We start from the raw sequence: 19,454 nt of genomic DNA on the forward strand, positions 1-19,454 counted from the left end.
GGGTCCGGCACGGGCACGCCGAGGCGGAGCGCGATCCGTCCGAGCGCCGCCACCAGCCACGCCGGGTCGGCGAGGAAGCCGGAGCCGCGGCGGGCCGCCTCCTGCCAGACCCCCAGGCAGGAGGCGGCCGCCGCCAGTAGCGCGTAGCGCTCGCCCAGGTCGTGGCCGCGGGGATCGGCCAGGGCGTCGGGGTCCCCCTCCGGCAGGGCCCGGCACCGCTCGCGCAGCCGGGCGAACTCCGCGGCGAGGACGCCCACCCGGGCGCGCAGGTCCCGCCCGTGCCGGCCGGCCGCCGGCGGGTCGTCGGCCGCCCGGATCAGCACGGCCGGCAGGGGGTCGTGCCCGGCGGCCGGTGTGACGCGGGCCGGGTCCAGCGGCGGCAGCGGCGCGCCGGGGGCGAAGAGTTCCGGCGGCGCGCCCGGTCCGGCCGTCCACGACCGCCGGGCGAGGACGGGCAGTTGGGGCAGCAGGGCCGACAGCGCCGCCGCCGCGCCCACGTGTCCCGGCGGGACCTCGGCCAGGTCCCGCAGGTGCTTGCGGTAGGTGCCGCAGCGTTCGTCGTCCCGCAGCCAGCCCGTTCCGAGGACCGTCGCGAGGTCGCCGGTGCCCTCCCGGAGCAGCCGCGGCACCAGGTACCCGGCCGCGGCCGACCACGGGCCCGAGGCGCCGGGCAGCAGGTGGAGTCCGCGGAGCGCGGCCAGTGCCAGGCAGTCGCCCGCCAGCAGGTCGGCGAACGCGGAGGCGACCGCCGCGCGGGTGGTGCGGGAGGCCGGCGGCCGTGCGCCGGCGTGCCCGGCGAGGGCGGCCGTCAGCACGGACCGCAGCGCGGTGTCCGCGCAGCCGACGGCCGCCGCCAAGATCACCGGCCGGCCGATCTGCAGGGCGCGCAGCATCACCTCGATGCCGTGGCCGGGCCGGCCCAGCACCGCGCCCGGGGGCACCGGCCACCGGTCGAGGACCAGACGGCCGGCCGGAATCCGGCGGGCACCCGCCGCCCGGTGCGGGGGGAGCTCCCGGACGGCGCCCGGCGGCAGGGCCTCCCGGTCCAGCAGCAGCGCGGTGTGGGTGCCGCCCGGCGCGTCCGCGTGGCGGACCACGAGGACGAAGACCTCCGCCGCGGGCGCGTTGGCGAGCACCGGGGAGCGGCCGTGCAGCAGCCGGCCGCCGCCGAGCAGGGCGAGGTCGCCGTCGCTGAACGCGTTGCCGTGCGCGAGGGCGGCGAAGGCCACGGCCGGCCGGCCGCCGCCGAGCAGGACGCGGGCCGCGCGGTCCCGCTGCCGCGGCGTGCCGTGGCACCAGACGGGCAGGGCGGCGGCGAACGGGGCCGAGCCGCAGGCGCGGCCGAGCGCCAGGTCCCGCCGGAACACGGCGCGCAGCAGCCGGGCGGCGGTCTCCAGGCCGGTCAGCCGGCCGCCGAGGGCGGCCGGCACCAGGTCCGCGTGCAGCCCGTACGCGGCGAGCAGCGGTCCGCCGCCGGGCGGCAGCTCCCCGCGGGCGTCGGCGGCGAGCACGGCGGCGGTGCCCAGGGGGTTGGCGGGATCGGCCGGATCCCCCAGGAGCCCCTCCAGGCCGGCCGTGCGGGCGGCGGGGCCGTACGGGCCCGTCCCGTCGCCCTCAGAACACCTGGTCATGCGTGACCAGGCGGGACTTGAGCCGGATGTGGTCCCCGTCGACCACGAGCACGTCGTGCACGGTGCAACTGGGGTTGATCTCCGGCTTGCCGCCCGGCCGTACGGTGACCACCAGGGCGTACACGGTGGAGCGGACGGTCCCGTCGGCCTGGGGCTCCAGGGCGATCTGGTTGAACCAGTGGCGGCGGCGCACCGGGTCGCCGTCGAACTTCTTGTGGAACTCGACGAGTTCGCGGACGATCGCGGCCCGCCCCCGGGCCGGTTCGGCGCCGGGCGAGTGCTGGAACACGCCGTCCTCGGTGAAGGTCGCCGCGTACTCCTCGAACCGCCGGTTGTCGAGGTGGTGCATCTGGTGCGCGTAGAAGTGCTGCACCTGGGAGTGGAGTTCGGTGAGGGAGCGGGTGGTGGTGGTCACGGGGTCTCCTGGCGGCAGGGGTCTCGTACGGGTCGGAGGTCAGGCGGTGGGGGCGCTCCGGGCGCTCCGGGCGCTGCGGGCCTCGGCGAACGCGGCGGCGTGCGACATGGTGGCGAGGCTGTTGCGGCCCAGCGCCGTGCGGACGTGGGCGCGGGCGTCGGCGAGGGTGCGGCCCTCGCCGAGCACCTCGGGGACCGCGGCCGGGTCGAGCACCACGGTGTGCCGGGCCGTGAGCACGGCGGTGCCCCCGTCGCCGTCGGCGAACTCCCACAGGCCGCTGTGGCCGAGCAGCAGCCGGGGCGTCACCCGCTGCTTGTAGGCGATCCACCGGGGCTCCTCGCAGATCCGCACCGACCGGGTGGTGTGCGCCGAGCCGTCCGCCGTGACGGTGTCCATCTCCAGGTCCTGCACGCCGGAGGGCGTCTGCGTCATCCGGACCCGGCTCACGTGCGGGAGCCGCTCGGCCCACAGGTCGGCGCGGTGGACGAACGCGTAGGCGTCGGCGGCCGACCCCGCGACCTCCAGGGTGTCCGTGAAGGACAGGACGACCTCGTCCACCGGGTGGCCCGGTCCGGCGACGCGCGCCAGGGCCCCCAGTTCCTCGGGGCTGTTGCGGTCGAGGGCCTCGGTGATCCACCGCACGGTGGCCGGGTCGTCGTCCACTGCCGTGAAGTGGTGCAGCAGGACCACGCGGGTGCCGCCGCCGGGCAGTTCGCGGAAGTGCCACTCGCCGCCCATCGAGGCGATCGGCGGCCGGCTGTGCTCCTGTTCGAACGTGATGCGCAGTCCCTCGGGGTCGAGGGTGCGCCGCGAGGTCCAGTTGCTCACCTCGCCGTTGACGGTGGCCCAGATCTCGAAGCGCTCCGAGCGGTCGCCGCGCTCCAGGTGCCGCACGTGCACGCTGGGGCCGAAGACGGCAGGCCACGCGGTCACGTCGGCGACCAGGTCGTAGAGCACCCGGGCGGGTGCGGGCACCTCCAGGCTGTGCTCGGTGCGGTGCTGCCGCGGTCGGTTCATGGGGTCGGTCTCCTCGGTGCGGGTCTGCGGTCGGGGCCCGCTCCCTCCCGGCACGGCCCCGGGAGGGAGCGGCGGAGCGCGGCGGCCGGGCCGCTCAGGCGGCGCGGGCGGCCAGGCCGTTCACCAGGTCGACCAGCTCCTGCGGCGTCTTCACCTCGGTGATCTCGTCGTCGGGGACGACGACGCCGAACTCCTGCTTGATCTGCGCCGCGCTCTCCATCAGGGCGAGCGAGTCGTACCCCAGGTCCTCGAAGGAGCGGTGGGCGATGTCGCCCTCGAGGTCCACGGAGTCGTCCTCACCGGCGCACTGGACGAGGATGCGCCGGACGTCGTCGATGGTCATCAGTGCCATGGGTGTTCTCTCCTACGGTCCTGCGGTTCGGTAAGGGACTCGGAAAAGGATTCGAAGGGATTCGGGAACGGACGGGCCCGGCGGACCTAGCGGCCGACCGCGCCGATGACCACGGCCGAGTTGAAGCCCCACCGGCCCCTGGCGAGGACCAGGGCGCGCCGGACGGGGAGTTCGCGCGGTTCGCCGTGGACCAGGTCGATCCCGTAGTCGTCCGGCACCCCCGCGTCCGCGGGGGTGGGCGGGACGACGCCGTCGCGGATCGACAGCGCGGCGGTCACGACGTCGAGCGGGCCGCCGCCGGCGTACAGGCGCCCGGTGAGCGCCTTGGGCGCGGTGATCGGGACGGCGCCCGGGCCGAACAGCTCGCGGATGGCCCGTGCCTCCGCGGCGTCGAGTTCGGGCACCCCGGCGCCGTCCGCGAAGACCACGTCGATGTCGTCCGGCGCCAGCCCGGCGTCGGCCAGGGCGCTCTCCGCGGCGCGGCGCAGCGCGGGAGGACGGCCCGAGCCGGGCGCGGGGTCGAACGTGGCGGCGTAGCCGGCGAGTTCGGCGTGGAGCCGTTCCACGCCCCGCCCGCGGGCGCTGTGCTCCTCCTCCAGCACCAGCATCGCGCCGCCCTCGCCGGGGACGTAGCCCGACGCCCGGGCGTCGAAGGGCAGGTAGGCCCGGTCGGGGTCGGTCTCCGTGCTGACCCGGCCGCCGGCCAACTGGGAGGCGTAGCCCCAGGGGTCGAGGGCGGAGTCGACGCCTCCGGCGAGCACCAGGGGGGTGCCCCGCCGGATCGTGCGGCGGGCGTGGCCCAGCGCGTCCAGTCCGCCGGCCTGCTCGCCGACGAGTGCGGCGCTCGGTCCGCGCATCGTGTGGCGGATGGAGATCTGGCCGGTGTTGACGGCGTAGAACCAGGCGAAGGACTCGTAGACGCTGACGAACTCCGGCCCCTTGCTCCACAGCTTGTTGAACTCGCGGTGCGTGAAGTCGAAGCCGCCCAGGGCGTTGGAGGTGACGACGCCCATGTCGTAGTCGGCCAGGTCGCCGGGGGAGACCGCGGCGTCGGTCAGCGCCCAGGCGGCGGCGGTCAGCGCCAGCCGCGTGGAGTGGTCGGTCTGCGGGAGGAGGCGGCTGGGCAGGTGCTCCCCGGGGTCGAAGTCGTCGATCTGCCCGGCGAGTTTCGCCGGGTAGCGGGAGACGTCGAAGCGGGTCACCGGACCGATGCCGCTGTGCCCGGCGAGGACGGACTTCCAGTAGTTCTCGGTCCGCAGCCCGTTGGGGGCCGTGACGCCGATGCCGGTGATCACCGTCCTGCCGGTCATGCCGTGGCTCCTTCCGGGGTGCGCAGGACCATCGCGCTCTGGAATCCGCCGAAGCCGCTGCCCACGGTCAGGACGGTGTCCACCCGCTGCTCGCGCGCGGTCAGCGGCACGTAGTCCAGGTCGCACTCGGGGTCCGGTTCGTGGAGGTTGGCCGTGGGCGGCACGACGTTGTGCCGGATGGCCAGCGCGCACGCGGCGATCTCCAGCGAGCCGATCGCGCCGAGGGAGTGCCCCACCATCGACTTGATGGAGCTGACCGGGACCCGGTACGCGTGCTCCCCGAGGCTGCGCTTGAAGGCGGCCGTCTCGTGGCGGTCGTTCTGCTTGGTGCCCGAGCCGTGGGCGTTGACGTAGTCGACGGCCGTGGGGTCGATGCGCGACTCGTCGAGCGCGGCGCGGATCGCCTCGGCCATCTCCCGGCCGTCCTTCTTCAGGCCGGTCATGTGGTACGCGTTGCAGCGCGTGGCGTAGCCGGTGATCTCGGCGTAGATCCGGGCGTCGCGGGCCCGGGCGTGCTCGTACTCCTCCAGCACGAACATCGCCGCGCCCTCGGCGAGCACGAAGCCGTCGCGGGAGGCGTCGAACGGCCGGGAGGCGTGCTCCGGGTCGTCGTTGCGGGCCGTGGTGGCCTTGATGGCGTCGAAGCAGGCCACCACGATCGGTGAGATCGGGGTGTCCGCGGCACCGGAGATCATCACGTCCACGGTGCCCTCCCGGATGAGCTGGACGCCGTAGCCCACCGCGTCCAGGCCCGAGGTGCAGCCGTCGGACACCATCGTCACCGGGCCCTCGGCCCCGGCCGCCCACGCGATCTCGGCCGGCATCATGCCCGGGCTGAGGTAGTCGAACATGTGCGGGGACAGGTAGTCCGGGTCGACCAGCCACTCGCGGCCCCGGTCGGACATCACCAGGTACTCGTTCTCCAGGCTGGTCGCGGAGGCGACCGCGCTGCCCAGGCTGACGCCCATGCGGTGCGGCTCCACCCCGCCGAACTCGATCCCGCTGTCGGCCACGGCCTCGCGGGTGCAGGCGACGGCGAACTGGCTGGCCCGGTCCATCCTGCGGATCTCCCGGGGGGTGAGCCCCTCGTCCTCGGGGGAGAAGTCGGCCTCCGCCGCCACCTGGGACCGGAACGGGGACGCATCGAAGAACGAGATGCGCCGGGTGGCGGTGCGGCCGGCGGTCAGCAGGTCCCAGAACGCCTTGGTGCCCGGTCCTCCGGGAGCACGGACCCCGATGCCGGTGATCACCACGCGCCGGCTCATCGCGCGCCCCCGGCACTGCCCGGGACGGCGCCCTGTTCCAGGGCCGCGCCGCGCGATGCGGGCCCGCCTTCCTTGCGGCAGAACATCGCGTCACATTCCTTTCAGCTTGCCGGCGGACAGGCCCTCCGCCGCCGCGCAGGGCCATGCCGTTGGCTTGTGCCGTTGGCTCATGACTGTGGTTCCGGGGTCTCGAGCACGGCTCGAAACCGGATCGGTGCGCCGGTCGGCCGGAACCCGCCGGCCGGGCCGTGGTCAGGCGGCGTAGGGGCGCCGTGCGCGCGCCTCGCGGAGCGCCTCGGCCCACCACATGAGCTGGTCGAGCAGCTTCTTCGCCGCGGCGTCGGCGTCCTGCATGTCCACCGGCCCGCCGCTGCCGCCGAACCGGCTGTGGACCTGGGGGAAGCTCACGCCGTCCCGGATCGTGACCGTGTGCAGTTCGGCGAAGACCGAACGGAGCTGCTCCACGGCGCGCAGCCCTCCGGTGATGCCTCCCCCGTAGCTGACGAAGCCCACGGGCTTGGCCTGCCACTCGACGTAGACGGAGTCCAGGGCGTTCTTCAGGGCGGCCGGGTAGCTGCGGTTGTACTCCGGGACGACGACGGCGAAGGCGTCGGCCCGCGCGATGCGCCCGGCGTACGCGCGCACCTCCGGCGAGGCGTACCCGCCGTCCTCGGCCGGGCCCTGGAGCACGGTGGGCAGCTTCGCCTCGGCGAGGTCGACGAGGTCGGCCTCGAAGCCGCCGTGCTCACGGACCCGGCCGAGGAACCAGTCGGCGACCCGGGGTCCGAGGCGGCCCTCGCGGACGGTGCCGAGGATGACGGCCAGACGCACGGGCGGGGCGGTCGGCATGGCGGTCTCCTTTCCGGACGGCCGCGCCCCGCGGCGGGGCGCGGCGGACAGGGGGAACGGGCGGGGAGGGGGGACGGAGGCGGGGGGCGGGCCGGTCAGCCGGTGCGGCCCGTCAGGAGGACGATGCGGCCGGTGTGGGCGCGCGACTCGACGAGTTCGTGCGCGGTGGCCACCTCCTCCAGCGGCAGCGTGGCGTGGATCGCGTGCCGCACGGTGCCGTCGGAGAGGTACCGGACCAGGGCGTCGTGGTTGTCGAGGTACTGCTTCCGGCGGGCGGCCCGCCACCGCGAGAGCGCGAAGCCGGTGATGAACCGCATGTCGATGAGTTCCATGGGGGAGACGCTCGGAATGGCGAGCCCCCCGCCGGCGGAGCCGTAGAAGACCAGCCGGCCGAACGGCGCGAGGAGCCCGACGCCCCGGCGCAGCACCTCTCCCCCGACGCTGTCCAGGATGACGTCCACCCCCTTGCCGCCGGTGGCGTCGCGCACCCGGTCCGCCCAGTCGTCCTCGGAGTAGTCGATCAGGACGTCGGCGCCCAGCTCGCGGGCGAACTCCAGTTTCCGGGCCGATCCCGCGGTGGCGATCACCTGTCCGGCGCCGGCCGCCCTGGCCAGTTGCACGGCCAGGTGGCCGATGCCGCCGGAGGCGGCGTGCACCAGCACGCTCTCGCCGGGGCGCAGGGACGCCGTGCTCAGCGTGCCCATGGCGATCGGTCCCGGGGAGGGCAGGGCGGTGGCCTCCGCCGCGTCCATGCCGTCCGGCACCGGCAGCACGGCCTCCTCGTCGACGACCACGTACTCGGCGTAGGCCCCGTGCAGGGTGAAGGCGCCGACGCGGTCCCCCTCCCGGAACCCGGAGACCCCGGGGCCCAGCCCGGCGACCACCCCGACGACGTCGCCGCCGAGCACCACGGGGAAGCGCGGGTGCCACATCGGCGCGGGGAAGATGTCGCGGCGCATCTGGGTCTGCGCGAATCCCACGCTGACCGCCTCCGCGGCGATGAGGACCTGGCCCGGGCCCGGCCGCGGCACCGGGGTGTCCTCCAGCCGCAGGACCTCCGGACCGCCGAACTCGTGGAAACGGATGGTGCGCATCTTCCTCCTCCGGTCGTCGCTGCTCAGCGCAGCCTCGTGGGCCGGCCTCGAGCACGGCTCGGAGGAGTCTCGAAACGGTTCCGGGGCGCGGGGGCCCGGCGGCGGACGGGGCGCGGGCGGGGGCACCGACCGCTCCGCGCCCCGTCGTTCCTGTGCGGGCGGCGGCCGTCAGGGCACGGTCATGGGCTCCGGCCGGCCCGTGCACTGCTTGAGTTCGAAGAAGCCCGGGTCGGTCGCCAGCGTCCGGAACGCCTCCCACAGCCGTTCGGCGCGCTCGCCCCGGGGGATCTCGCTCAGCACCGGGCCGAACTGCGCGGCGCGCCCGTTGACGGAGATCGTGGGCACCCCGATGAGCTGCTGCCCGAGGCCGTCCGACGGCACCCGGGCGTGGGAGGCCCGCAGCGCCTCGTCCCACTTGTGCTCGTCCGCCTCGCGGGCCAGGGCGGCGGGGAGCCCCAGTTCGGCGAGCGCGGCCTCGACCACGGCGCCGGCCCCGCCCATCGCCTCGGTCATCACCGCCTGCCAGTCGTCCTCCGATGCGCTGCGGACCGGGGCGAAGATCCCGTCCGCGGCGTGGAAGCGGTGTCCCATCGCCGTGTACAGGGGTCCGACGACCTCGTCCCCGTGCGTCTGCCGCGCCGCGGCCACCACGCGCACGGGGCCCCAGTACAGGTCCAGCATCCTGCGCCGCTCCTCGGACATGTCGGAGCCGCTGTTCAGCAGGGCCAGGCTCATCTCGTGCCAGCGGACCGTCAGCGGGCGCCGCCGCGCCACCTCGGTGATCCAGCGCGAGGTGATCCACGCCCAGGGGCAGAGCGGGTCGAACCAGAAGTCGACCGTGTCGGCGGTGCCGGCGGTCTCCGTGGTACCGGCGGTGCCGGTGGTCTCGGGGGTGTCAGGGGTGTCGCTCATGGCCCTCCTCGTGGTCCGTCCTCGTCGTCCGTGCTGTCGTCCGGTGTGCCGTCCCCGCCGGGTCGCGCGTCCCCGGCACCGACCCGCGCCAGTGCCTCCAGGACGGCGTTCTGCCTGGCGTCGCGCGCGGCGGCCAGGGCGGCGTAGGTGTCCGTTCCATAGGTCCGCTCGGCCAGGTCGCCGAGCCGGTCGATGGTCTCCGGGGTCATCCGCGGGCGGCCGAGGTCCTGCCACGCGCGGTCCATCCCCGGGCCCGCGACGCCGAGCCACCGGCGCAGTCCGCCCTCGCCGCCGCCCAGGTGGAAGGCCTGGAACGGGCCGACCGCGGCCCAGCGCGGCCCCAGCGACCGGGTCACCACGGTGTCCAGCTCCGCCATGGTGACCACGCCCTCCTGCACCAGGTGGATGCTCTCCCGCAGCAGCGCCGCCTGCAGGCGGTTGGCCACGAACCGCGGCACCGGCTTGCGCAGGACCACCGGCTCCTTGCCCACCGACCGGTAGAAGGCCACGCACGCCTCGACGGCGTCCGGGTCCGTACGGCGTCCGCCGACGACCTCCACCAGGGGGATGACGTGCGGGGGGTTGAGGGGGTGGCCCACCAGGAGCCGTCCGGGGTCGTCCATCCGGGCGCCCATGTCGTCGGGCAGCAGCCTGGAGGTGGAGGAGAGCAGCAGGGCGCCGGGAGGGGCCGCCGCGCCGATCCGGCGGAAGAGCTCCTGCTTGAGTTCCAGGTCGTCCGGGACGTTCTCCTGGACCACGTCGACGTCCCGGACCGCGCGTTCCAGGTCCGGTTCGAACTCCAGCCGCGCCGCCAGCTCCCCGGGGTCGTGCCCGCCTCCCGGCAGGCCGGGCGCGAGGGTGCCCAGCGCCTCGGTGACGGCCTTCTCGGCCCCGGCGCGCCTGCTGTTGACCCGGACGCGGAGGCCGTGGGCCAGGAACAGGGTGGTCCAGCCCAGTCCGATGGTGCCCGCGCCGATGACGGCGACGGTGCGCGGCCCGGCCGGAGGGCCGTCCGCCGGTGGGGGGTGTTCCGTCGTTTCGCTCATCGCCTCGCCCGTCGCCGTTCGCGCCTTTCTTCCGGACGTCCGGGGCTTCCGGACGTCCGGGTGCGGCCGCCGGAGGAGCGCTCCGGTGGCCGCACCCGGGAGGGTGGGTGGCCTGCCGTCAGCCCTGGACCCTGGTGGTGGAGAACGTCACCGGCCGCGCCGGGTCGGCGTAGCACTGGAAGGGGTCCCACTCGTTGGTCGTGGGCTGCAGGCGGTACCAGTAGAACGAGGGGTCCTCGAAGCTGGAGCCGCCCGGACCGGTGGTCAGGGTGCCGCTGGCGGGGGCCTTGAGCTGGACCTCCAGGTTCGGCAGGTCGAACTCCACCCCGCCGGCGAACTTGCCGTCGGTCCTCAGGACGAACTCGTTGCCGTCGCGCTCGACCCACTGGGTGGCGCCGCCGAGGTTGCTGCCGCCGGTGAGCCTGTGGCCCACCACCGTGGCCCCGGCGGGCACCCGGTAGGCGATCCTGACGTCGGTCAGCGTCTTGTTGTACGTGGGGACGGCGTTGATGGGCGCGGAGTCGAAGGTGATCTTGAAGGTCTGGCCCGGGGCGACGGTGCCCGGCGCCGTGACCGTGAAGTCACGGGTGTAGTCGGGGACCGGGATCCACTCGCCCTGGTACCGCGTCTGGCACACGTAGGGCACCGTGCTGGTCGTCGTCGCCGCCGAGGCGGTTCCGGCCGAGGCCAGGACCCCCGTCAGGGCGAGTCCCGCCGAGGCGGCGAGAGCGGCTGCGGACTTCCACTTGTTCTGCAACTGCGTTTCCTCTCTTCCGGCGCCAGGACGGCTCCGGGCGCCGGGGGCCACTGTGGGCACCCCGGCTGGAGACCCGGTCGAGAGCCGGTCCAGGCGCCGGCGTCAGCCCCGGGCGGACGGCCCCGGGCGCGCGTCCGCCCGCGCCAGGGCCCGCTCGAAGTGGCCCACCAGCTCGGCGGGCGGCAGCACCCCGGAGACGGGCGGCAGTCCGTCGACGACGACGGAGGGGACCCCGGAGACGCCGAGCGCGCGGGCTCGCCGCTCGTCCGCGCGGACGTCGTCGGCGTGGCCGTCGCCGGCCAGCAGGGCCCGTGCCTCGTCGGCGTCCAGCCCCGCCTCGGCGGCCAGCCGTACCAGCACCTCCCGGTCGGCGACGTCGAGGGCCTCGGTGTGGTAGGCGCGGAACAGCCGCTCCATCATCTCGTCGGCCCTGCCGCGCCCGGCGGCGAAGTGGCTCAGCCGGTGGGCGTCGAAGGTGTTGACCGGCCGGGAGCGCTCCAGGTTGAGTTCCAGTCCCTCCTGGCGGCCGTGGTCCTTGATGAGCCGGATCCGCGCGGGCACGGCGGCCGGGTCCATCCACTGCTCCATGGCCTCGGCGGCCGTCACGCCGGGGACCCTCCCGGCCGCCGGGTCCAGTTCGAAGCTGCGCCAGACGACCTCCACCCGGTCCCGGTGGGCGAACGACTCCACCGCCGACCGGATGCGGCGCTTGCCGATGTAGCACCAGGGGCAGAGGACGTCGGAAAAGATCTCGATCTTCATCTCGTGCGTCTCCCTCGCTGCGCGGGTCCGAGCGGTCCGGTGCGGTCGGTTCAGTCGATGGTCAGGACGACCTTGCCGCGCACGTGCCCGGTCTCGACCGCGCGGTGGGCGTCGGCGGCGGCCTCCAGCGGGAAGGTCCGGGAGACCTCGATGTGCAGCCTGCCCTGGGCGTAGAGGTCGGTGAGCTCCCGGAGGCGGGCCGCGGACCGCTGGCTGAAGAGGGCGCGGGCGCCCAGTTCCCCGGCCCGTTCGAAGTCGACCAGGGTGCCGATCCGGTTCCTGTCCTTGACCAGTTCGACGGAGACGTCCAGGGCCTCGCCGCCGATCCCGTCCAGGGCCGCGGTCACCCCGCCCGGGGCGAGTTCGCGCACCCGGTCGGCCAGCCTCTCGCCGTACTCCACCGGAATGGCGCCCAGGGAGCGCAGGTAGTCGTGGTTGCGCAGGCTGGCGGTGCCGATCGCCGTGGCGCCCCACTCCCTGGCGAGCTGCACCGCGACCGTGCCGACGCCGCCGGCCGCCGCGTGCACCAGCACGGTGTCGCCGCTGCCCACCTCCAGCTCCTTGAGGGCGGTGTGCGCGGTCTGCGCGGAGGCGGAGAACCCTCCCGCCACCTCCCAGGGCATGTTCGCGGGCTTGGGCACCACCTGGTCGACGGAGACCACCAGGTACTGCGCGTAGCAGGAGAGCAGGGCCCAGCCGAGGACCTCGTCGCCCACGGAGAACTCCGTGACGCCCTCCCCGACCTCGTCGACGACGCCGGCGAAGTCGTTGCCGACGATCTGGGGGAAGCGCACCGTCATGCCGGGCGGGTTCCAGCCTCCGCGCACGGCGCAGTCGTACGCCTGCGCGCCGGCCGCCTTGACCCGTACGCGCACCTGGCCGCGGGCCGGGCTGGGTGTCTCGACCTCGGCCACCTCCAGCACCTCGGGTCCGCCGAAGCTCCGGAACACTGCTGCCAGCATGGAGATGTCCCCAATCATCCTCGTCGCGGTCGCGAAAGCACCGGTCCACCTCCTGCGCGGTGAACCGGTGCTCGCATCCTGCAACTTCAACCTAGGTTGAAGTCAACTTCCTTTTTTCCAGGGCTTTCCGGCCCTCCAATCCACTTCGAGGACGCTTCGAGCGTGCTTCGAGGCTGCTTCGAGCGTGCTTCGAGCGGCCGCCCGTCACGCCGGGGAAGCGGCCGTCCGGGCGCGGGCCGCGGCGGCGATGACGGCGTTCTGGACCGCGTCGCGCTCCGCCGCGAGTTCCTCGTAGGAGCGCGCGCCGAACGCCTCGTCGGCCTGGGCGAGCACGGTGGCCACCGTGGCCTCGTCCACCGGCGGGTCGCCGAGCCCCGCCCAGCTCCGCTCCAGCCCGGCCCCCAGGTGCTCGAACCAGTGACGCAGGCCGCCCGGCCCCCCGCCGAGGTGGAAGGCCCGGAAGGGGCCGACGGCCGCCCAGCGGGCGCCGATGGACGCGGTGACGATCTCGTCGAGTTCGGCCACCGACACCACGCCCTCGCGGACGAGGTGGATGCTCTCCCGCAGCAGCGCGGACTGGAGCCGGTTGGCCACGAAGCCGGGCACGGGCCGGCGCAGCACCACCGGGGTCTTCCCCAGGCCGCGGTAGAACGCGACGGCGTCGTCCACGGCCCGCCGGTCCGTGCGCTCCCCCGCGACGATCTCCACGAGCGGCACGATGTGGGGCGGGTTGAAGGGGTGGGCGACCAGCAGCCGGGACGGGTCGTCCATCGCGGCGCCGAGGTCGTCGGGCAGCAGCGTGGAGGTCGAGGAGAGCAGCAGGGCCCGCGCGGGGGCCGCCGCGCCGATGCGCGCGAACAGCTCCTGTTTGAGGGCGAGGTCCTCCGGGGCGTTCTCCTGCACCACGTCGGCGTCCTCGACGGCCCGGGCGACGTCGGGCTCGAACTCCAGCCGCGAGGCCAGCTCCTCGGGGTCCGCCGGCCCCGAGGGCAGCGAGGCCGCGTACAGCTCGAACGCCGCGCGCACGTGCTTCTCCGCGTCCGGGCGGCGGCTGTTGACGCGCACCCTCAGCCCGGCCGAGGCGAACAGCGCGGCCCAGCCGAGCCCGATGGTGCCCGCGCCGATCACCGCCACCGTCCGCACCGCCGGTGTCGCTGTCGTCTCACTCACCGGTGCTCCAGGGTCCGTGATCCCGATCACCTCCCGGTCAGTAGTTGCCGAGGCCGCCGCAGACGTTGAGCGCCTGGGCCGTGACGGCGGCCGCGGCGTCGCCGACCAGGTAGTCGACCATCGCGGCGACCTCCTCGACGTCCACGTAGCGGCCGATCGGCACGCGGTTGGTGACCCTCTCGGCGGCCTCCTCCTCGGTGATGTCCCACATCTGCGCGTAGTGCCGGCGGACCCGCTCGGCCATCGGCGTCTCGACGAAGCCGGGGCACACGGCGTTGACCGTGATGCCCGTCTTGGCCAGGTCGAGGCCCAGCGCCTTGGTGAAGCCGACCACTCCGTGCTTGGAGGCGGAGTACGGCGCCGCGGTGACCGCCCCCTGCTTGCCGGCGGTGGAGGCGATGTTGACGATCCGGCCCCAGCCCTTGTCGAGCATCCCGCCGTTGCCGAGCACCTCGCGCGTCACCAGGAAGACGCTGTTGAGGTTGGTGTCGATGACGTCGTACCACAGCTCGTCCGTCATCTCGGCGACCGCACCGCCGCCGTTCCGCCCGGCGTTGTTGACGAGGATGTCGATGGTGCCGAAGCGGTCCACCGCCGACCGCACCAGCCGCCCGACGTCCTCCCGGTCGGTCACGTCGCAGGTGGTGCCGTCCACCTCCAGGCCCTCGCCCTGCAGGGTCTTGACGGTCTCGGCGAGCCTCTCCGCGTTCCGTCCGCACACGTAGACGCGGGCACCGCCGCGGGCCAGGTGCGCGGCCACGGCCAGGCCGATGCCGCTGGTCGCCCCCGTCACCACCGCCACCCGCCGGTTCCGAGCAGCCATCTCAGCCATCGTTCCTCCGTAACACCGTCGGCTCGAAACGCCGTTGACGGCGCCTAGAGTCGGGGCGGCGGCTCGACGGCCGGTCGAGGGGGAATCCAGCCGCCCGGGTTCCGCCGTCCCTCGACTCCGTCTCGAGCGGGGGCGGACAGTGTGGCGGAGTGCTCGCCGAGACGACTGCTCCCGATGTTGCCGCCCTCGCCCGCGACGCCTTCGCCCGCTGGGCGAGCGGTGTCGCGGTCGTGACCACCGCTGACGCCGAGGGGCGCTACCGCGGGTTCACCGCCAGCTCGTTCTCCTCCGTCTCCCTCGCTCCCCCGCTGGTCCTGGTCTGCCTGGACCGGGGGGCGGAATGCCTGGAGGCCTTCGCCCGGTCGGACGGCTTCGCCGTCCACGTCCTGCGGCGGGACCAGCGGGACCTGGCCGCCAGGTTCGCGCGCCGGGGCGGGGACAAGTTCGCGGGGACGCGGGCCTCCCTCTCGGCGGACGGCGTGCCGCTGCTGCCCCTGGGGCTGGCCCGGCTGGAGTGCCGCACCGAGCGGCGCGTCCCGGCCGGCGACCACGTCATCCTCATCGGCGAGGTGCGCCGCGCCGAGGCGGCCGACGGCGAGCCGCTGCTGTACTACCGGCGCGGCTACCACCACCTGCCGGACGGGCCGGGGTCCTGACCGCCCCGGCGGGTCCCCTCACCCGGCCCGGGGAACGGCCGCGACGCCCGTCGCCGGGAAGTGCTCCGCCCCGGCGGCCACGGCGACGAGGTGGGCCACCGACGCCATCGTGACGTGCCGGTGCCAGCCCTGGAAGGACCGGCCCCCGAAGTCCCGCATCCCGACGTTCTCGGAGATGGCGGCGGAGTCGCGCGCGACGACGTCCGTGAGGTCGGTGAGCGCCAGCAGTGTCGCCACCGGCAGGTGGCTCGCGCTGGTGAGCCAGAGCCTGGCGTGGCGCCGCTCGCGGACGGGCCAGTGCGCGATCAGCAGCAGCGGGCGCTCGGTGCTCCGGCCGGGTTCGCAGACCCCCGGCAGGACCACGGGGATGACCGCCGCCACGTTCCGGTGGACCTGCCTGCCCCACTCGTCCTGCCACTCGACCGGCCGGCGCATCCGCTTCATGGACGCGACGAGCCGGCCGGCCGGGATCTCCTCGTCGTTGTATCCCCGGAGCGCCTTGCAGTCGATCCGCAGCCGGGTCCTGGTGCCGATCCGCACGGTCACGGGGACACCGGCCCTGTCGAAGTGCCGCAGGCACTCCCCCGGGTCGAGCCCCTCGCTGTCCAGGACCACGGGCCGGGGCCGCACCCCCCAGTCCGTGAGCGCGGTCAGGACGACGTCGGCCGCGCACGCCTCCAGCGGGTCGGCGCCGATCCCCTCGGGGACTCCCGCCCGGCTGCGCCGCTCCGGGTCCTCCAGCCAGCTCCTGGAGAGGACGAGCCGCCAGTTTCCGGGGACCGCCGCGCCGGCCGAGGCCAGCCAGGCGCCGAACGCCTGCTGGCCGGTGACGGCCTGCCCCAGGTGGGGGACGAACTGCTCCTCCACGCCGACCGAGTGCTCCCCCGCCCTGGGGATGACGGTCGGTCTGACCACCCACGCCTGGGGCTGGAGCAGCCGTTCCGCGGTGAGCGCCAGCGCCCGGCGGACCTCCGTCCAGTCCCAGGACGAGCCGCTGATGAAGTGGTGCACGCTCTGCCGGACGGGTTCGCCGCCGATCTGTTCGGCGATGTTCCGCAGCGTCTTGCGTCCCCTGGCGGTCAGCAGTCCCCGCACGTACTGCTCCGCTCTCAGGCGCTGGTCGCGTCTGCCCAGCGAGGTGAAGATCGACCCACAGAGCTGGGTCAGCAGTTCCTCGGGTGACGCGGCCCGCTCCCCGGGTCCCGGATGGCCGCTGTCGTCGTCAGCCTTCAACGCTCCCCCTTGGTCATGGCACCGGCTACGGCTGGTCGGGCCGACCGCGTCCGCCTCCGGGCCGCGTGGGGGGTTCGGATACGGACTGAAGGTCCCTTCCGTCATCCGGAATCCGACACGACCGTCCCCGAGAACGCACACCCGCAACCTACCTGCGGCATCTGTCCCGAGAAAGATTCGTCGAACGGGAGATGGCCGGAACTCGTCGCCCGTGAGCCGGTGGACAGCATGGCCAGAATCCGTCGTTCCGGCCGCAGGACCGGAAAGGCCACAGGTCAGGAACGTCCGTTGGGAGAAGGCGAAGGCATTCGCACACGTGACCGATATCACCCGCGCGGCTCGTCCCATCGGCCGGGAACCGCCCCGGGCCGTCCGCCCGGAAACGGCGCGGGGACCGGACCTCCCGCGCGCGCCGGGGGACGACGACGGGAGCCCTTCACGGAGAAGCGGCCGGACGCGGCCGGCCCGCGCCCGGGGATCCGGCGTCCCGTCGGGGCGGCCTCACAAGCGCCGTTCCGGGGCCGGGACACCGTCCGCGACGCTCATGACGCGCCCCCGGAGAACCACGGGCGGGGAACTCCTCTCCGCGGGCTCGGAGATCGCCACGCACTCCACGCAGCGGGGCGTCGGAATCACGTCACCAGGAGCACGGCGGACCGGAACCACAGGTCAAGCGGTGTGCCCGGCTCTGCGGGCGAGCCACCGGGTGCCCGGAGCGCCAGGCGGGCACCACGCCGTGCGCGCACGGCGCCGGCACGCCGACCGCGTCCCCGCAGCGGCCGGGCCCGCCATCCGTGCCGTCCTCCCGGCCGGGGTCGCGGGGCCCGTCACCGCCGCCCGTCACCGCTACTCGAAGAACTTCAGGCTCCAGCCCGTGTCGGTGTTCGGGCCGGGGACGTTGGCGCGGCTGTAGGTGGTGTTGCCCCACCAGCAGAACGTGCCGGTGTACCAGTACCGGTTCTCCCACGCGTACGGCGTTCCCTTCGGAACCGCGTGGAACATCAGGGGGAACCTCGGTCCGGCGGGCGGGCTCGTGTTGATGTCGCCGTCGAGCAGGACGAAGCTGTGGTGGCCGGGGCCGTTGACGTACAGCGTCGGGTCCCAACCGCGCATCATGGTCGCCGAGTTGGAGCCGAACAGGCAGCCGTTCGACTTGTACCAGTCCCACACGTACGTCGGGTCGCCGCCGGCCCGCAGCCTCAGGTCGGCCAGGCAGTACTGGTCGCTCCAACTGCCGTTGGCCGAGTACACGATGTGCAACTGCCCGTTCGGGTCCTTGATCGCCTCGGGCGCCTCGTTGATGAACGGGTTGCCGACCACCCGCTCCCAGCTCTCCCGCGGCTGCGAGATGATGTACCGCGCGCCGGTCGGCGTGGTGGGACTGCTCATCCGGGCGATGTAGAGGTTCTGCTCGACGTTGGTGTCACCGGCCCAGCCCGACCAGACGAACCAGCGCTGCCCGTTGAAGGTGAACAGGGTCCCGTCGATGGCCCACTTGTCGTCGGGCAGGGCCAGCTTCGTCTCGGCGGTGTATCCGCTGTCCGGGCTGGCGGAACTGATCACGTACATCCGGTGGGCCGATCCCCGGCCGGCCGAGAAGTAGATGTAGTAGCGACCGCTGTCCCGCACGATCTCGGGGGCCCAGACCTCGCCGAGGTTGCGGGTGTCCGACCAGACCTGCCGGGCCGGCGCCGAGGCCAGACCGTCCGTCGACGCGGCCTGCCGCACGGCGATGCCGCCGCCGGTCGACTGCACCGAGATGTAGGTGCCACCGACCCGCAGGACGCTCGGGTCCGCGGCCCGCAGACCGGTCTGCCCCGCCCGGGCGGGCTCGGCGGACGTCAGGGACATCGCGGCGGCGAGGACGCCGGACAGCACGAAGGCCGCCGCGGCGGAAAGACAGCGGGAAAGTCTCATGGCCCCGTTCCCTGGTCGGCCTCCGCTTCGACGCCGGGCCGGCGGGGGAACGCGGCACGAGGACGACGTCCGGCCGGGACCGCGTCGGAGGCGGCTGTGGGGGGCGGACCTGGCCGTCGAGCACCTGCGCCCCCACTCCGGACCACCTCGGTGAGAGCGCTCTCGCAGCATCCTGAATTGCAGCGGACATGTCAATACAACGGCAGACCTCACCACTGGTGATCGCAACCGTGGACCACGGTCTCGCCCGAGCCGGCCGGTCACGGACGATGTCCCGTGGGCCCGGCACCCTGCCGCCGCGCCCCGTGGACGCCGTACCGCCAAGACAAGAGGCAACGCCGAGGGCCCCTGCCCACCGAGCCGGTGGGCAGGGGCCCTCGTGACGCTCCAAATCCTCGGGCACCCGGGTCAGGCGCCCAGCTCACCACGCTTGACGGCCGTTATGAACGAGGCCCAGCCATCGGCCGCGAACGTGATCACAGGACCGTGCGCGTTCTTGCTGTCCCGCACGGGAACGACGGCGGCGAAGTCGTCGGAGACCTCCACGCACTCGCCTCCGTCCTGGTTGCTGTAACTGCTCTTGCGCCACGTGGCGCAGGTCAGATCGAGGGATCGCACGGGATTTCCTCCAACAGGCGCAGGACGAATTTCCGCGACTCAGCAGGAGACAGCGCCAGGTCGCGCATCGCATCGTACGCACGCTGCAAATGATCAACCGGGCCGTTTTCCTCGATCAGTTCACCTCGGTAGCCGTTCTCCATGTATGCCACCGTGCGTCCGTCCGGCAAGCGCAGGAACATGACCGTGGTGTTCATCAAGCCATGCGGTCCGGCGTTCAACGGCAGGACATGAATCACCACGCTCTGCCGATCCGCCATCGACAGCAGACGCTCCAGTTGCTTGCGCCATTCACCCACATCACGCAGCGGCGATCGCAGGACCGCCTCCGAGATGATCGACCGGAACGGTGGCGCCTCCTCCCCCTCCAGCAGTCCCTGCCGATCCACGCGCGCATCGACCTGCCGCTCCAACTCCTCTCCCTTGAGGCCGCCCGCAGCCAGAAGCTCCCGCGCATAGCCCGGTGTCTGGAGCAGGCCCGGCAGAACGCTCACGGCGAAGTGCCACAAGCTGGTCGCCTCCGCCTCCAGCGCCATGTAACGCCGGTACTGCTCGCGGAACTGCGTACGATCTGCCCGCGCCAGCTCCCACAGCGCGACCAGCATCCCCGGCGTCCCGTAGTACTGGTCGAGCGCCTGCACGACCTCGGGGCCGCC

General features: G+C 73.9%; 20 protein-coding genes. 1 reads left to right on the forward strand and 19 read right to left on the reverse strand.

Annotation, left to right across the window (positions count from 1 at the left end):
- From VE546_RS21095 to fabG, 15 genes are all read right to left on the reverse strand, one after another.
- Positions 1-1,631, reverse strand: a 1,631-nt coding sequence (locus VE546_RS21095) for an acyl-CoA dehydrogenase (RefSeq protein WP_324924690.1), incomplete at its 3' end; no start/stop codon positions are given.
- Positions 1,615-2,046: a nuclear transport factor 2 family protein gene (locus VE546_RS21100; protein ID WP_324924692.1), complete on the reverse strand. Its 432-nt coding sequence runs from the start codon at positions 2,044-2,046 to the stop codon at positions 1,615-1,617. The genes VE546_RS21100 and VE546_RS21095, both read right to left, overlap by 17 nt.
- 39 nt (positions 2,047-2,085) lie before the next feature.
- Positions 2,086-3,063, reverse strand: coding sequence for an aromatase/cyclase (locus VE546_RS21105; protein ID WP_324924694.1), 978 nt, complete (start codon positions 3,061-3,063; stop codon positions 2,086-2,088).
- 94 nt (positions 3,064-3,157) lie between these two features.
- Complete coding sequence (locus tag VE546_RS21110; RefSeq protein WP_324924696.1) at positions 3,158-3,415, reverse strand: acyl carrier protein; 258 nt, start codon at positions 3,413-3,415, stop codon at positions 3,158-3,160.
- 86 nt (positions 3,416-3,501) lie between these two features.
- Complete coding sequence (locus tag VE546_RS21115) at positions 3,502-4,725, reverse strand: ketosynthase chain-length factor (protein ID WP_324924698.1); 1,224 nt, start codon at positions 4,723-4,725, stop codon at positions 3,502-3,504.
- Positions 4,722-5,990 (reverse strand): beta-ketoacyl-[acyl-carrier-protein] synthase family protein, encoded by a 1,269-nt coding sequence (locus tag VE546_RS21120; RefSeq protein WP_324924700.1) that lies wholly within the window; start codon positions 5,988-5,990, stop codon positions 4,722-4,724. Before VE546_RS21120 ends, VE546_RS21115 begins: the two co-directional genes overlap by 4 nt.
- Before the next feature lie 252 nt (positions 5,991-6,242).
- Entirely contained in the window at positions 6,243-6,839 is a 597-nt protein-coding gene (locus tag VE546_RS21125; RefSeq protein WP_324924702.1) for an NAD(P)H-dependent oxidoreductase, read from the reverse strand.
- Positions 6,840-6,934: 95 nt separating this feature from the next.
- Complete coding sequence (locus VE546_RS21130) at positions 6,935-7,933, reverse strand: quinone oxidoreductase family protein (protein ID WP_324924704.1); 999 nt, start codon at positions 7,931-7,933, stop codon at positions 6,935-6,937.
- A gap of 168 nt (positions 7,934-8,101) precedes the next feature.
- Positions 8,102-8,845, reverse strand: a complete 744-nt coding sequence (locus tag VE546_RS21135; RefSeq protein ID WP_324924706.1) for a DsbA family protein — start codon at positions 8,843-8,845, stop codon at positions 8,102-8,104.
- Positions 8,842-9,891 (reverse strand): 3-hydroxyacyl-CoA dehydrogenase NAD-binding domain-containing protein, encoded by a 1,050-nt coding sequence (locus VE546_RS21140; RefSeq protein WP_324924708.1) that lies wholly within the window; start codon positions 9,889-9,891, stop codon positions 8,842-8,844. Before VE546_RS21140 ends, VE546_RS21135 begins: the two co-directional genes overlap by 4 nt.
- Positions 9,892-10,009: 118 nt before the next feature.
- The gene (locus tag VE546_RS21145) at positions 10,010-10,648 is read right to left on the reverse strand and encodes a hypothetical protein (RefSeq protein ID WP_324924710.1); all 639 of its coding nucleotides are present in this window, start codon (positions 10,646-10,648) and stop codon (positions 10,010-10,012) included.
- 102 nt (positions 10,649-10,750) lie between these two features.
- Positions 10,751-11,410 carry a DsbA family oxidoreductase gene (locus VE546_RS21150; protein WP_324924712.1) on the reverse strand — a complete coding sequence of 220 codons (660 nt, stop codon included), beginning with the start codon at positions 11,408-11,410 and terminating at the stop codon, positions 10,751-10,753.
- Between the two features lie 50 nt (positions 11,411-11,460).
- Complete coding sequence (locus VE546_RS21155) at positions 11,461-12,372, reverse strand: NADP-dependent oxidoreductase (RefSeq protein WP_324924714.1); 912 nt, start codon at positions 12,370-12,372, stop codon at positions 11,461-11,463.
- 204 nt (positions 12,373-12,576) lie between these two features.
- On the reverse strand, positions 12,577-13,542 hold the full coding sequence (locus VE546_RS21160) for a 3-hydroxyacyl-CoA dehydrogenase family protein (protein ID WP_324924716.1): 966 nt from the start codon (positions 13,540-13,542) through the stop codon (positions 12,577-12,579).
- A gap of 37 nt (positions 13,543-13,579) precedes the next feature.
- Complete coding sequence (gene fabG / locus VE546_RS21165) at positions 13,580-14,365, reverse strand: 3-oxoacyl-ACP reductase FabG (RefSeq protein ID WP_324924718.1); 786 nt, start codon at positions 14,363-14,365, stop codon at positions 13,580-13,582.
- 158 nt (positions 14,366-14,523) lie between these two features.
- On the opposite strand from fabG, the gene VE546_RS21170 reads away from it, so the two are divergent.
- On the forward strand, positions 14,524-15,030 hold the full coding sequence (locus tag VE546_RS21170) for a flavin reductase family protein (protein ID WP_324924720.1): 507 nt from the start codon (positions 14,524-14,526) through the stop codon (positions 15,028-15,030).
- Between the two features lie 18 nt (positions 15,031-15,048).
- Here VE546_RS21170 and VE546_RS21175 read toward each other — a convergent pair whose 3' ends face one another.
- The 4 genes from VE546_RS21175 to VE546_RS21190 all read right to left on the reverse strand — a co-directional run.
- Entirely contained in the window at positions 15,049-16,263 is a 1,215-nt protein-coding gene (locus VE546_RS21175; protein ID WP_324924722.1) for an IS701 family transposase, read from the reverse strand.
- Positions 16,264-17,109: 846 nt separating this feature from the next.
- Positions 17,110-18,180 (reverse strand): glycoside hydrolase family 43 protein, encoded by a 1,071-nt coding sequence (locus VE546_RS21180; protein WP_324924724.1) that lies wholly within the window; start codon positions 18,178-18,180, stop codon positions 17,110-17,112.
- Positions 18,181-18,588: 408 nt separating this feature from the next.
- Positions 18,589-18,798, reverse strand: a complete 210-nt coding sequence (locus VE546_RS21185; RefSeq protein ID WP_324924726.1) for a DUF397 domain-containing protein — start codon at positions 18,796-18,798, stop codon at positions 18,589-18,591.
- A partial coding sequence (locus VE546_RS21190; protein ID WP_324924728.1) for a DUF5753 domain-containing protein occupies positions 18,780-19,454 on the reverse strand: 675 nt, incomplete at its 5' end. The genes VE546_RS21185 and VE546_RS21190, both read right to left, overlap by 19 nt.

It is taken from the genome of Streptomyces sp., from assembly GCF_035644915.1.
In the GTDB taxonomy this organism is placed as follows: Bacteria; Actinomycetota; Actinomycetes; order Streptomycetales; family Streptomycetaceae; genus Streptomyces.